Annotated in this window: 10 protein-coding genes, 1 rRNA gene and 2 pseudogenes; 4 read left to right on the top strand and 9 right to left on the bottom strand. The window is 54.4% G+C overall.

Annotated elements, in window-relative coordinates:
* Positions 1-176: 176 nt before the first annotated feature.
* Complete coding sequence (gene gmhB / locus ACWWJF_RS05195; RefSeq protein ID WP_455868849.1) at positions 177-740, top strand: D-glycero-beta-D-manno-heptose 1,7-bisphosphate 7-phosphatase; 564 nt, start codon at positions 177-179, stop codon at positions 738-740.
* 479 nt (positions 741-1219) lie between these two features.
* On the opposite strand, the gene ACWWJF_RS05190 is transcribed toward gmhB, so the two are convergent.
* Positions 1220-2388, bottom strand: a protein-coding gene (locus ACWWJF_RS05190) for an IS3 family transposase (RefSeq protein ID WP_455868848.1) whose coding sequence is annotated in 2 segments (ribosomal slippage) — positions 1220-2133 and positions 2133-2388 — 1170 coding nt in all. Because the reading frame shifts where the segments join, the coding sequence is not laid out codon by codon here.
* Between the two features lie 14 nt (positions 2389-2402).
* On the opposite strand from ACWWJF_RS05190, the gene ACWWJF_RS05185 reads away from it, so the two are divergent.
* A 16S ribosomal RNA gene (locus ACWWJF_RS05185) occupies positions 2403-3927 on the top strand.
* A gap of 167 nt (positions 3928-4094) precedes the next feature.
* On the opposite strand, the gene ACWWJF_RS05180 is transcribed toward ACWWJF_RS05185, so the two are convergent.
* Positions 4095-5426 carry an IS4 family transposase gene (locus ACWWJF_RS05180; protein WP_455868420.1) on the bottom strand — a complete coding sequence of 444 codons (1332 nt, stop codon included), beginning with the start codon at positions 5424-5426 and terminating at the stop codon, positions 4095-4097.
* Between the two features lie 149 nt (positions 5427-5575).
* On the opposite strand from ACWWJF_RS05180, the gene ACWWJF_RS05175 reads away from it, so the two are divergent.
* Positions 5576-6610, top strand: coding sequence for an IS630 family transposase (locus tag ACWWJF_RS05175; RefSeq protein ID WP_455870938.1), 1035 nt, complete (start codon positions 5576-5578; stop codon positions 6608-6610).
* A gap of 12 nt (positions 6611-6622) precedes the next feature.
* Here ACWWJF_RS05175 and ACWWJF_RS05170 read toward each other — a convergent pair.
* Positions 6623-7255: pseudogene (locus tag ACWWJF_RS05170) on the bottom strand (pyridoxal-phosphate dependent enzyme); the annotation flags it as partial.
* A 70-nt stretch (positions 7256-7325) separates the two neighbouring features.
* Between ACWWJF_RS05170 and ACWWJF_RS05165 the strand changes: the two are divergent.
* Positions 7326-8494 (top strand): IS3 family transposase gene (locus ACWWJF_RS05165; protein WP_455868847.1). Its coding sequence is split into 2 segments (ribosomal slippage): positions 7326-7581 and positions 7581-8494, totalling 1170 coding nucleotides; the frame shifts between segments, so codons are not numbered across the junction.
* An 8-nt stretch (positions 8495-8502) separates the two neighbouring features.
* Here the strand turns inward: ACWWJF_RS05165 and ACWWJF_RS05160 are convergent.
* The 6 genes and pseudogenes from ACWWJF_RS05160 to ACWWJF_RS05135 all read right to left on the bottom strand — a co-directional run.
* A pseudogene (locus tag ACWWJF_RS05160) lies at positions 8503-9009 on the bottom strand (pyridoxal-phosphate dependent enzyme); the annotation flags it as partial.
* A 5-nt stretch (positions 9010-9014) separates the two neighbouring features.
* The gene (ilvD, locus tag ACWWJF_RS05155) at positions 9015-10865 is read right to left on the bottom strand and encodes a dihydroxy-acid dehydratase (protein ID WP_455868846.1); all 1851 of its coding nucleotides are present in this window, start codon (positions 10863-10865) and stop codon (positions 9015-9017) included.
* Between the two features lie 254 nt (positions 10866-11119).
* The gene (locus ACWWJF_RS05150) at positions 11120-12046 is read right to left on the bottom strand and encodes a branched-chain amino acid transaminase (protein WP_455868845.1); all 927 of its coding nucleotides are present in this window, start codon (positions 12044-12046) and stop codon (positions 11120-11122) included.
* Positions 12047-12069: 23 nt separating this feature from the next.
* Complete coding sequence (gene ilvM / locus ACWWJF_RS05145; protein WP_195314405.1) at positions 12070-12327, bottom strand: acetolactate synthase 2 small subunit; 258 nt, start codon at positions 12325-12327, stop codon at positions 12070-12072.
* A 17-nt stretch (positions 12328-12344) separates the two neighbouring features.
* Positions 12345-13994, bottom strand: a complete 1650-nt coding sequence (gene ilvG, locus ACWWJF_RS05140) for an acetolactate synthase 2 catalytic subunit (protein WP_455868844.1) — start codon at positions 13992-13994, stop codon at positions 12345-12347.
* Between the two features lie 140 nt (positions 13995-14134).
* Positions 14135-14233: an IlvGEDA operon leader peptide gene (locus ACWWJF_RS05135; RefSeq protein WP_195314403.1), complete on the bottom strand. Its 99-nt coding sequence runs from the start codon at positions 14231-14233 to the stop codon at positions 14135-14137.
* Positions 14234-14354: the final 121 nt, after the last annotated feature.

Here is a 14354-nt window from a genome sequence, read left to right as displayed (position 1 = left end):
TTTATCGTAAGTGCCTATCGCGGGATAGATCAACGTCTGCCGTATGCAGAATATTGTACGGATGTTAGGGCGTCTAGACGTCTAAGTCAATTTACTTTGTCGTTATGACTCATTCTCGCAAAGTACAAAAACATGCGATACTCACGCGCAAATAACGCCATCAGGAGCACATAGCAGTGGCACAACCGATTCCAGCCGTTTTTCTCGATCGCGACGGCACGATTAATGTCGATCATGGTTACGTTCATGAGATCGATCAGTTTGAGTTTATTGATGGCGTTATCGACGCGATGAGTGAACTAAAGAAGAAAGGATTTGCGCTGGTGCTGGTGACTAACCAATCCGGTATTGCGCGCGGCATGTTCAGTGAAGACGATTTCATGCACCTGACCGAGTGGATGGATTGGTCGCTGGCCGATCGCGGAGTCGATTTGGACGGCATCTATTTCTGTCCCCACCACACAGAACAGGGGCAAGGGGAATACCGCCAGGAGTGTGACTGCCGTAAACCCAAGACGGGCATGTTTCTCTCAGCGCAGAGCTTCCTCAATATTGATATGGCCGCTTCTTATATGGTCGGTGATAAAGAAGAAGACATGCAAGCTGCCATTGCGGCGGGTGTCGGGACAAAAGTGCTGGTGCGTACCGGCAAGCCGATTACCGAGCAAGGCGAAGCGCTGGCTGATATTGTGATTGATAGTCTGGCCGATTTGCCGCGCGTTATCGAACAGCGTAAATGAGTAAAACCGGGCTTATCGGGCGGAATTTGAACAAACGGAAAAAAAGATGAAAAAAGGGGTTGTGTAAATTATTGGGATCCCTATAATGCGCCTCCGTTGACACGACTCGAAGCGATTCAAGGCGAGGTCAGCGAGAGAAAAACGGTTTAATCGTTGACTCTTAAAGAGGAAAGCGTAGTATACGCCACCTCGCGACAGCATGCTGCAAGCCGCTTCGCAACGCTCTTTAACAATTAATCAGACAATCTGTGTGGGCACTCACAGGACTTTATCGTAAAGCCTCAGGGCTTAAAAAATAAAAGTCTTGAAGAGTGAACAACAGTTAATTCATTACGAACTAACAGTAATAATTCTTTGAGCATCGCTTCTCGAGTAGAAGCAAATCAAACTTTAAATTGAAGAGTTTGATCATGGCTCAGATTGAACGCTGGCGGCAGGCCTAACACATGCAAGTCGAGCGGTAGCACAAGGTGTAGTGGTCAACTAATATTGGCCACCGCATTAGACTGTATGTAGAACAGTCGCTCAGATTCGTTTGGAGTTAAGCCGCCGTTATACCAGTGAGGCCGGATAGCGCTGTAATACCCCGTGATGTAGCGGATAATCGCGTCCTGGGCTTCGCTGAAGCTGTTGTAACCCTTTGTCGGCACCCATTCTGTCTTCAGGCTGCGGAAGAACCGCTCCATTGGCGCATTATCCCAGCAGTTACCCCGCCGACTCATACTCTGCTTTATCCGGCAGCGCCACAGGGCTTGCCGGTATTGACGGCTGGTATAGTGGCTGCCCTGGTCGCTGTGGAACATGACTCCTGTTGGTTGTCCCCGGAGTTCCCAGGCCATCTGCAACGCTTTAACTGTCAGCGCCGAGTCCGGCGACGTCGACATGGCCCAGCCCACCGGTTTGCGGGCGAACAGGTCTAGCACCACCGCAAGGTAAGCCCAGCATTTGCCCGTCCAGATGTAGGTCACATCGCCGCACCAGACCTGATCCGGCGCGGTAACCGCGAACTGGCGGTTGAGATAGTTCGGTATTTCAACGTGTTCATTGCCGCCGCGTTTGTATTTGTGAGCCGGTCGCTGGCAGCTGGCGATACCCAGCTCCTTCATCAGCTTGCCAGCCAGCCAGCGCCCCATTTTGACACCGGAGCTGCCGGTGACGATGGTCGCGATACTTCGAGCGCCGGCAGAGCCGCCGCTGGCGTTCCAGGCTTCCATGACGCGGCTACACTTAACCACGCGCTCACCGTCGGGTTCATTAGCGGAAGCCTGCCAGTGCCTGTAGCTGCTGCGATGTACCTCAAAAGTTTGGCACAACGCCGTGACCGGGTATCGCGCCCTCAGCCTGTCGACTACCGTGAACCGTTGAGTGAGTCCGACATTAAGAGCGCCGTAGCCTTTTTTAGGATTTCGTTCTCCATTTCAAGGCATTGGACTTTTTTCTTCATCTCACGCAGCTCGAGCTGTTCAGGGGTAAGAGGAAGTCCCGTTGGCGTTTTTCCCTGTCGTTCAAGGCGAAGCTTATTGACCCAGCGACTAATGGCAGAATGGCTGACATTAACCGCCTCTGCGGCCTTAACGTATGTGTAGCCGTGGTCGACAACCAGCTTTGCGGCTTCGAGCTTAAATTCCACCGTAAAATGTTTACCCATGAGGTCACCTGTCGTGTTGATGAGGTGAGCATATCACCTCCGCTCAGGTGGCCAGTATCAGTGTGCCACTACAAGGGAGCTTGCTCCCCGGGTGACGAGCGGCGGACGGGTGAGTAGTGTCTGGGAAACTGCCTGATGGAGGGGGATAACTACTGGAAACGGTAGCTAATACCGCATAACGTCGCAAGACCAAAGTGGGGGACCTTCGGGCCTCACGCCATCAGATGTGCCCAGATGGGATTAGCTAGTAGGTGGGGTAACGGCTCACCTAGGCGACGATCCCTAGCTGGTCTGAGAGGATGACCAGCCACACTGGAACTGAGACACGGTCCAGACTCCTACGGGAGGCAGCAGTGGGGAATATTGCACAATGGGCGCAAGCCTGATGCAGCCATGCCGCGTGTGTGAAGAAGGCCTTCGGGTTGTAAAGCACTTTCAGCGAGGAGGAAGGCAGTAAGGTTAATAACCTTGCTGATTGACGTTACTCGCAGAAGAAGCACCGGCTAACTCCGTGCCAGCAGCCGCGGTAATACGGAGGGTGCAAGCGTTAATCGGAATGACTGGGCGTAAAGCGCACGCAGGCGGTTTGTTAAGTTGGATGTGAAATCCCCGGGCTTAACCTGGGAACTGCATTCAAAACTGGCAAGCTAGAGTCTCGTAGAGGGGGGTAGAATTCCAGGTGTAGCGGTGAAATGCGTAGAGATCTGGAGGAATACCGGTGGCGAAGGCGGCCCCCTGGACGAAGACTGACGCTCAGGTGCGAAAGCGTGGGGAGCAAACAGGATTAGATACCCTGGTAGTCCACGCTGTAAACGATGTCGATTTGGAGGTTGTGCCCTTGAGGCGTGGCTTCCGGAGCTAACGCGTTAAATCGACCGCCTGGGGAGTACGGCCGCAAGGTTAAAACTCAAATGAATTGACGGGGGCCCGCACAAGCGGTGGAGCATGTGGTTTAATTCGATGCAACGCGAAGAACCTTACCTACTCTTGACATCCAGAGAATTTAGCAGAGATGCTTTAGTGCCTTCGGGAACTCTGAGACAGGTGCTGCATGGCTGTCGTCAGCTCGTGTTGTGAAATGTTGGGTTAAGTCCCGCAACGAGCGCAACCCTTATGCTTTGTTGCCAGCGATTCGGTCGGGAACTCAAAGGAGACTGCCAGTGATAAACTGGAGGAAGGTGGGGATGACGTCAAGTCATCATGGCCCTTACGAGTAGGGCTACACACGTGCTACAATGGCGTATACAAAGAGAAGCGACCTCGCGAGAGCAAGCGGACCTCATAAAGTACGTCGTAGTCCGGATTGGAGTCTGCAACTCGACTCCATGAAGTCGGAATCGCTAGTAATCGTAGATCAGAATGCTACGGTGAATACGTTCCCGGGCCTTGTACACACCGCCCGTCACACCATGGGAGTGGGTTGCAAAAGAAGTAGGTAGCTTAACCTTCGGGAGGGCGCTTACCACTTTGTGATTCATGACTGGGGTGAAGTCGTAACAAGGTAACCGTAGGGGAACCTGCGGTTGGATCACCTCCTTACCTAATGTGTATTAGTCGCGACTTGATCTGACACTGGACCTTGAAAGGTTGAGAGTTACCTCGTGTTTTGTATAAGGATTCGACACCCATATCAAAACCGGTAACTCTCAACCTTTCAAGGTCCAGTGTCAGATCAAGTCGCGACTAATACAGGTTATCTCACCTCGTTATACACATCTCTGTTCGTGCCTGAGCGCGCGTAGCGTTTCGGCGGCCGTCATGACTTTCTGCAAGCCTTTCCTGATAGTTTTTGCGCCTGGTTCACCGTCGCCTTTTCGAGCAAGAAAGCCTCCCAGTTGCGCAACTAAGCGCAATACTTCGTTTAGCTTAGGGCGGCCCTTGGGCATACGCTTGTTCATCAGTAAGTAAGCTCCATGAGTCTCGTCGGAATCAAAGAACAACATTGCGTCCAGCTCTGGACAGGTTCGTCCCATACGCATTAAATAGGCGATGCGCCATGCCACGATCATGAACAGCGCCAATGCCCGCTCAATGCGATCCACGGTCGATAACTGTAACGCTTCGACACAGCAGCCGTTCTTCAGCACATTGAAGAACATCTCGATTTCCCATCTAGCCCGATACCAGTCGATCAGCTCCACGATATCTTCTCGTCCTTCAGGTACGCGATTGCTCAGCAACCGCCACTCGACCGGCTTCACGCCTGCTGGCGGCTCAATTTCCTTGGCTATCACACAAGTCACTGCCAACCCGCAACGCAGCGACACTCGCTTCACGCGCAGCGCCTGTTTCACCGTACGCGCCTTCTGCCCCGCGCGAGCCGCCATAACGAATTGGATTTCTCCCACCGGCACGGTCTTTCCAACCTTCTGCCAAAGCTTCTCATTACAGTCCAGACTGCGATTATGAGTCGAGCGGATCAACCAGTCAGCCGGAGTGCCAAGGTCATCAGCGAGCTGCATCAACGCCTTGATATCCGCTTCGCGATCGGCTAAGTACACCAGACGTGTGTTTGGCAACTCCGAGGCGAGTTCAGCAACTCGCTCGTATCCCTCGAGCCAGCGCGTACTCTCCTTGAGCCCATCGCGTTTTCCGTCTGCATCCTTCGGCTCTCTTGCCCACATCCACGCATCCAGTACGCCCAACCCCACGCGATCCGGACTGACCGCGTAGGTCGGATGCAGGTACAGACCACGCCTGGCTTCGTAGTTCAAGGGACCCAAGCCTTGGATTTGCTGCCCGTTGAAGTCAAGCTCGGTAGTGTCTTGGATACACAGCACAACCTCGTGTTCTCGGATCCTTTCCTGCGTACGCTGCCAGTGAGGTTGCAGAATGTCTCGCCATTCGAATGCTTGGTTCTCCATGAAGCGGTAAGCACCCAGCGTCTCAGACCATCCGAGGCACGCATGCGGAATGCTGGCTTGCGGATTCTCAGCCAGCCGTATCAAAAGCCCTTTGGCACGCTTATTGAGCCTCGTGTCACCAAGATTTACCCCTTCCAGTTCTTGGTGTGCCCAGCCATCTGAATCCCGTGTCATTTTTCAGCGCCGTAAATGGCGATAGTACACGTCGGTTTCACTTCATTTACAACCCCACCGGCTGCCTATTTCAGCCCGCTAACCCTTGGCATATACTCGTAATCATTGAAGATGCTTGATTTTCCATGAACAATACCCATTTCATGGTTATGAACATTCATCCCACTGAAGAGCAGAAAAAAAAGTTAAGGAATCTTCACCAAACAAGTCGTGACCATCATGTGCGCGATCGGATACGGTGTGTCCTATTGTCTGCCGATGGCTGGACGCCAGGAATGATTGCACAATCGCAACTTATTCACGAAACCACGGTACGCCGTCATCTAAATGATTGGCTAAAGGGTGAGAAACTTGCGCCTGAGAATGGCGGCTCTGATAGTCATCTCAGCGAAGAGCAAACCGCTGAACTCACCACATCTCTGACGAACAACCTTCTTCCCACTACACAGGCTATCATTGAACAGGTTGTTGATTGGTGGGGTATCCGCTACACCGTTCCGGGAATGACTAAATGGCTGCACCGCAACGGCTTCAGTTATCGAAAGCCTGTCGGTATCCCACATAAATTCAGTGCAGAAGCGCAGCAGGCGTTTGTGGAAACCTACAACGAGCTGAAACAAAAAGCCGGTGACGATGAACCCATCCTGTTCATCGATGGCGTCCACCCGACACAGGGAACAAAACTGGCATATGGCTGGATGCCTGCGGGAAAAAAATCTCAGCCAGTGGAAACCACCGGTAGTCGTACCCGTCTGAACATCATGGGAGCCCTGAACCTGAACGACATCGGCAGCACGGTGGTTCGGGAGTACGACAGCATCAACAGTCTCAATATCGCCCGCTTTTTTATCGCCATCCGGGAAACTTACCCGATAAGACAGAAGGTGCATATCATACTCGACGGAGCGGGTTACCACCGGGCGGAGCTGGTGAAAAAGTGGGCATATGTGATGAATATCGACCTCCACTATCTGCCGCCTTACAGCCCGAATCTGAACCCGATAGAAAGACTGTGGAAAGTGATGAATGAAAAGGTGAGAAACAACCGCTACTTCGCTTCACCAAAGGCGTTTCGGCAGGAAATACACCACTTCTTCCGCAATATATTACCGGGACTGGCGGGGGGCTTGTCGCGCAGGATTAATGACAACTTCCAGACGCTGAAAAATGCAACTTCAAGTTAATCGAGTATATAAGGCGTTGCGGACTTGTGTATAACGAGGTGAGTTGAACTCGGTCACCGAGCGCCCCCCCAGCAGTTGGCAAAAGGTCAAAAAGCTGCCCTTGCGCTCAGGGATGGTTACTGCCAGCAATGCCTCACGCTGTTCACCCAGTTCACAGCGTTCGGAAACGTAGCGCAGGCCGTGGAAGTTGACGTTGGCTCCCGACAGAATATGCGCCAGCCGTTCACCCTGAATGCCATGCTGCTGGATATACTTCTTCATCCCCGCCAGTGCCAGCGCACCAGACGGCTCTGCTATCGCCCGCACATCTTCAAAGATATCCTTCAATGCGGCACAAATCGCATCGCTGTCCACGGTGATGACATCATCCAGATATTCCCGGCACAGGCGGAAGGTTTCATCGCCGATGCGTTTGACCGCCACGCCTTCGGCGAACAGTCCAACGCGCGGCAAATCCACCGGGTGTCCGGCATCCAATGCCGCACGCAGGCATGCGGAATCTTCCGCCTCAACGCCGATCACTTTAATCTGCGGCATCAGTTGTTTGATCAACACCGCCACGCCGGCTGCCAGACCACCGCCACCGACGGGTACAAACACGCGATCGAGATGCGCATCCTGCTGCAACAGTTCCATAGCCAGTGTAGTGGCACACTGATACTGGCCACCTGAGCGGAGGTGATATGCTCACCTCATCAACACGACAGGTGACCTCATGGGTAAACATTTTACGGCGGAATTTAAGCTCGAAGCCGCAAAGCTGGTTGTCGACCACGGCTACACATACGTTAAGGCCGCAGAGGCGGTTAATGTCAGCCATTCTGCCATTAGTCGCTGGGTCAATAAGCTTCGCCTTGAACGACAGGGAAAAACGCCAACGGGACTTCCTCTTACCCCTGAACAGTTCGAGCTGCGTGAGATGAAGAAAAAAGTCCAATGCCTTGAAATGGAGAACGAAATCCTAAAAAAGGCTACGGCGCTCTTAATGTCGGACTCACTCAACGGTTCACGGTAGTCGACAGGCTGAGGGCGCGATACCCGGTCACGGCGTTGTGCCAAACTTTTGAGGTACATCGCAGCAGCTACAGGCACTGGCAGGCTTCCGCTAATGAACCCGACGGTGAGCGCGTGGTTAAGTGTAGCCGCGTCATGGAAGCCTGGAACGCCAGCGGCGGCTCTGCCGGCGCTCGAAGTATCGCGACCATCGTCACCGGCAGCTCCGGTGTCAAAATGGGGCGCTGGCTGGCTGGCAAGCTGATGAAGGAGCTGGGTATCGCCAGCTGCCAGCGACCGGCTCACAAATACAAACGCGGCGGCAATGAACACGTTGAAATACCGAACTATCTCAACCGCCAGTTCGCGGTTACCGCGCCGGATCAGGTCTGGTGCGGCGATGTGACCTACATCTGGACGGGCAAATGCTGGGCTTACCTTGCGGTGGTGCTAGATCTGTTCGCCCGCAAACCGGTGGGCTGGGCCATGTCGACGTCGCCGGACTCGGCGCTGACAGTTAAAGCGTTGCAGATGGCCTGGGAACTCCGGGGACAACCAACAGGAGTCATGTTCCACAGCGACCAGGGCAGCCACTATACCAGCCGTCAATACCGGCAAGCCCTGTGGCGCTGCCGGATAAAGCAGAGTATGAGTCGGCGGGGTAACTGCTGGGATAATGCGCCAATGGAGCGGTTCTTCCGCAGCCTGAAGACAGAATGGGTGCCGACAAAGGGTTACAACAGCTTCAGCGAAGCCCAGGACGCGATTATCCGCTACATCACGGGGTATTACAGCGCTATCCGGCCTCACTGGTATAACGGCGGCTTAACTCCAAACGAATCTGAGCGACTGTTCTACATACAGTCTAATGCGGTGGCCAATATTAGTTGACCACTACACAGCGTTCCCTGCCCGGCAATTACGGCCGGGTGATCGAACGGCGGAATGAAGGTCATATGCTGCTCTTGCGACAGCGCAATCGCTCTGGCCTTGGCTTCATCGAAATTGGCACCGTGCAACAACACTTCACCACCAAAACCGCGCACCGCATCCACTTTGATATCCGCGGTAGCAACCGGCATGACGATCAGCGCCTTGATGCCGAGCTTGCTGGCCGAAAGCGCAACACCCTGTGCGTGGTTACCGGCGGAGGCCGTTACCACACTGTGCGCTTTCTGCGCTTCGGTCAGGGTTGCCAACATGGCATAGGCACCACGCAGTTTGAAACTGTGCACCGGCTGACGGTCCTCGCGCTTCACCACAATGGTGTTGCCAAGAAGCGCCGAGAGTTTATCCATCGGCTGAAGCGGCGTCACCTGCGCCACTTCATAGACCGGCGCGCGCAACACCGCACGCAAATACTCCGCGCCGCACGGAGCGTCGGAGAGAGGGGGTGATACCGCCATTGAACTTAGCCTCCCAGCTTGCTCTTATCGCGTACCGCGCCTTGGTCCGCGCTGGTTGCCAGACTGGCATAAGCACGCAAGGCAAAGGACACCTGACGCTGACGGTTTTTCGGCGTAAAGGCCGCATCGCCGCGTGCCAGCTCCGCCTCGTGACGGCGTGCCAGTTCATCTTCCGCCACCACCAGTTCAATGGTACGGTTAGGAATATCAATGGCAATGATGTCACCCTCCTCCACCAGCCCGATAGTGCCGCCACTGGCCGCTTCAGGCGAAGCATGACCGATGGAAAGCCCAGAGGTGCCGCCGGAGAAACGACCGTCAGTGATCAACGCGCAGGCTTTACCCAATCCCATGGATTTCAGGAAGCTGGTCGGGTAGAGCATCTCTTGCATGCCCGGCCCGCCTTTCGGCCCTTCGTAACGGATAACCACAACATCACCCGCGACCACCTTACCACCCAGAATGGCTTCCACGGCGTCATCCTGAGATTCGTACACTTTGGCCGGGCCACGGAACACCAGGCTACCTTCATCCACACCGGCGGTTTTTACGATACAGCCTTTTTCCGCGATGTTGCCGTACAGCACCGCCAGACCGCCATCCTGACTGTAGGCGTGCTCACGCGCACGGATACAGCCCTGTTCACGATCGGTATCCAGCGACTCCCAGCGGCAATCCTGTGAGAACGCCTGTGTAGTACGAATGCCCGCAGGCCCTGCGGAGTACATGCTTTTCACCGCGTCATCATCGGTCAGCATGACGTCGTAAGCGTTCAACGTTTCCGTCAGGCTTTTGCCCAGCACGTTGCGCACATCGCGGTTCAGCAATCCGGCACGATCCAGTTCGCCCAGAATACCGATCACCCCACCCGCACGGTGTACGTCTTCCATGTAGTATTTCTGCGTGCTCGGAGCCACTTTACACAGTTGCGGCACACGGCGTGACAGACGATCGATGTCGTCCATGGTGAAATCCACTTCTGCTTCCTGCGCGGAGGCCAGCAAGTGCAGAACGGTGTTGGTGGAACCGCCCATGGCGATATCCAGCGTCATGGCGTTTTCAAACGCAGCCTTGGTCGCGATATTACGCGGCAGCGCGCTGGCATCATCCTGCTCGTAGTAGCGTTTGGTCAGTTCAACGATACGCGAGCTCGCGTTCAAAAACAGTTGTTTACGATCGGCGTGGGTCGCCAGCAGCGAGCCATTGCCCGGCTGTGACAGGCCCAGTGCTTCCGTCAGGCAGTTCATCGAGTTAGCGGTAAACATACCGGAACAAGAACCGCAGGTCGGGCAAGCGGAACGTTCGATCTGATCGCTATCCGCATCGCTGACGTTCGGGTTAGCCCCCTGGATCATGGCATCCACCAAGTCCAGTTTGATCAATTGGTTAGAAAGCTTGGTTTTCCCAGCTTCCATCGGACCGCCAGAAACAAAGATCACCGGGATGTTCAGGCGCAGCGAGGCCATCAGCATTCCGGGGGTGATTTTGTCGCAGTTGGAAATGCACACCATCGCATCGGCGCAGTGGGCATTGACCATGTATTCGACCGAATCGGCAATCAGCTCACGTGATGGCAGGGAGTAGAGCATGCCACCGTGCCCCATCGCGATACCATCGTCCACCGCAATGGTGTTGAACTCTTTGGCCACGCCGCCAGCGGCTTCGATTTGCTCCGCCACCAGTTTGCCCAGATCACGCAAGTGCACGTGGCCCGGAACAAATTGTGTGAACGAGTTGACCACGGCGATGATCGGCTTGCCGAAATCGGCATCGGTCATTCCGGTGGCACGCCACAGGGCGCGCGCACCTGCCATGTTACGGCCATGCGTGGTTGTGGCTGAACGGTACTTAGGCATACTCTGTTACTCCAGTGTGTGTTTCATCCCCTTTCATGCTCCCGTTCAGCGGCGACTGGCCTCTTGGGTTCGTGAAGGGTGTATTAGGCTGTGTCCCTTAATTACCTGACAGGTGAAAAATCGTACAAATTAGACAGTTTCTGACAGTAAAAGCACACGGAATTAGCCAAAAAACGAACATGTTTGATATATTTTCCTCATTTCCAATCAGTGAAAATGAATTGCGGGACACAGCCTAATCTTTCTTGTTACGATTACGGGTTAACCTGATCTAACCAGCCCCATTTATCTTCGGTTTCGCCGGTAAACAGGCCGAAGAACGCTTTTTGCAATTGTTTGGTGACTGGGCCACAACGACCAATGCCAACCTGAATACCGTCCACGCTGCGCACCGGGGTGATTTCCGCGGCAGTACCGGACATAAAGACTTCATCCGCCAGATAGAGCGACTCACGCGACAGCACCTGCTCACGTACTTCCAGCCACAGGCTCTGCGCCAGTTTGATAATGGCGTCACGTGTGATACCCGGCAGCGCTGATGAGGTGAACGGCGGGGTGAACAACACGCAATCTTTCACTTCAAACAGGTTTTCACCTGCACCTTCAGATACATAACCATTGACGTCCAGCGCAATCCCTTCCTGATAACCGTGGCGACGCGCTTCGCTGCCCACCAGCAGGGAGGAAAGGTAGTTACCGCCCGCTTTTGCGGCCGTAGGAATGGTGTTGGCTGCCACACGGTTCCAAGAGGACACCATGGCATCAATCCCCTGATCCAGTGCGTCTTCGCCCAGATACGCGCCCCAGGGAAATGCCGCAATGATGACATCCGTGACGTAACCTTCCGGCGGATTCACGACCATGCCAACGTCGCCGACGAACACCAGCGGACGAATGTAGGCGCTTTTCAGAGCATTTTTACGTAGCGTTGCGCGGCAGGCCTCCATTAGGTCATCCACGCTGTACTGCACCGGCATACGATAAATTTTAGCGGAGTCGTGCAGGCGGCGCATGTGTTCACGGTGACGGAATACCACTGGGCCTTTATGGGAATCGTAACAGCGCACCCCTTCAAACACGGACGTACCATAATGCAGCGTATGGGACATCACGTGTACTTTAGCTTCCGCCCACGGCACCATCTCACCATTGAACCAAATATAATCAGCTTTGCTTGTCATTCTCTTTATCCTTTCTAATGCCTTCAGGCACGTATTTGTTGTGATGTGTGGGGTTGTATTTCAACACAAGCGATATCAAGCAGCTTGCTTAACTGTGTTGACAATAAATCCACCGGCCGTTGGCTGGCAACGGTCAATTCGATATTGATGTGGTCCGGGTTGGCGGCCGTCATCATGTTCATGGCACACACCCGGAAACCGCGGTGGCGTACCACGCGCAACACGCGCTCCAGCATTTCGGGACGAAAGCGAGCCTGTATGGAAAGTTGATGGTGCGTCATTCTCTGTTCTCCTGCCATTATTCGGTACGTTCCAGCATGGTTTCATTCCCGGCACCCGGTGGAACCAGCGGCCAGACGTTTTCCAGTTCATCGATAGAGACATGCAGCAAATACGGCCCATCACTGCTCAACAGGGCATCCAGCGCGGCATCGATCTGATCTTTTCGGGTTATGCGTTGCCCTGGAATACCAAATGCGCTTGCCAGGGTCAGAAAATCGGGGTTATCGGAGAGGTTGGTTTCGCTATAACGTTCATTGAAGAACAACTGCTGCCACTGTCGAACCATGCCTAACCGTTGGTTATCCAGCAGCACGATTTTTATCGGCAACTGTTTTCGTTTGATGGTGCCAAGCTCCTGCACGTTCATCATGAAAGAGCCGTCACCGGAAATACACACCACGGTATCTTCAGGGCGGGCTACCTGCGCGCCGACCGCCGCGGGCAAACCAAATCCCATGGTGCCTAAACCGCTGGAGGTGATGAAATTTTCCGGACGGGAAAAACGCATGTGCTGTGCAGCCCACATCTGGTGCTGGCCGACATCGGTGGTGATCACAGTTTCCGCCGGTTTGCGTTCAGACAGGTTTTTTAACAGCGCGGGCGCATAGATGGCTTCACCCGGATGATCGTAACGCCACGGGTATTCGGCTTTCAGCGCCGCCACCTCTTGACGCCAAGCGTCAATCGCCAGCGGCTGGGCCAATGCAGGCAACAGCGTGTTCAAATCCCCCGGCAGCGCCACGTTGGCCTGACGCAATTTACTCAGCTCTGCCGGATCGATATCCAGATGGATAACCGCTGCATGAGGCGCAAACGCATTCAGTTTACCCGTCACGCGATCGTCAAAACGCGCACCGACGGCAATCAGCAAATCACACGCCTGCACCGACAGGTTGGCGGCTTTGGTGCCGTGCATGCCCAACATACCGAGGTAGTGCGGATGCTCGGCATCAACGGCACCCAATCCTTTCAGCGTAACAACGGAGGGAATGCCCGTCTCAGCAATGAACGCACGCAGAGCAGGCAACGCCTGCGCCATGCCCACACCGCCGCCAGCGTATAACATCGGTTTTTTCGCCGCCGCCAGCATGGCACGCGCTTGTTCGATGGCCTGCTCGGGGAAATTCGGCTGGCTATCATCGACTGGCGTAAACTGCGGGGCTATCTCACTGGTGGCCAACTGAATGTCTTTAGGGATATCCACCAGCACCGGGCCGGGACGACCGCTGCTGGCGATGGCGAAGGCTTCTGCCATAATCTCCGGCAGCGACTCCAGCGAATCCACCAGGAAGCTGTGTTTGGTGCAGGCCAGCGACAGGCCCAGCACGTCGATTTCCTGAAAGGCATCAGTACCGATCAGCGGTGAAGCCACCTGACCAGTAATCGCCACGACCGGCACAGAATCCAGCAGCGCATCCGCCAACCCGGTGATCAGGTTAGTGGCACCGGGGCCTGAGGTGGCGATACACACGCCTACCTTGCCGGTCGCGCGGGCATAACCGAGCGCCGCCATGGCAGCGCCTTGTTCATGACGGCACAAAAGGTGCTCAACGCCGCCGTCGTAGAGTGCATCGTAAACCGGCATGATCGCGCCGCCCGGATAACCAAACACGGTATCGACACCTTGCGCCCGCAACGCTTGCACCACCCATTGAGCCCCATTCATAGTTTATTTCCCCGACGCTGCGGGGGAGAAACAGGATTTTATGCTGTAAGACATACTCCACTCCCTTCTGTAGTTTTTACCGCCCAACAAAAAACCCCCGACCTTACGGTGCGGGGGTTTTTTGAATTACGGCTTGATTTTTAAGCCATTCTTCGTCTCAGCGACGCCCCGCACGGTGGGTTAATAATCACCACCACGCTAATAATGACTAGGCTAATCACGAGGGAGAACGCTTTCATAAATGGTTTGTTCTGTCATCACAGTCGAACGAATACCTACAGATTTACCACAGACTTAGCGCCACTGACAATATTTTTTTCTACCGCGCGACAAAAGCCGATGAAAAAATCTGCGTTAAAT

The sequence above is a fragment of the Symbiopectobacterium sp. Eva_TO genome (assembly GCF_053848865.1).
The sequence above is the reverse complement of the archived record's forward strand: the minus strand, read 5'-3'. Positions and strand labels throughout refer to the sequence as shown.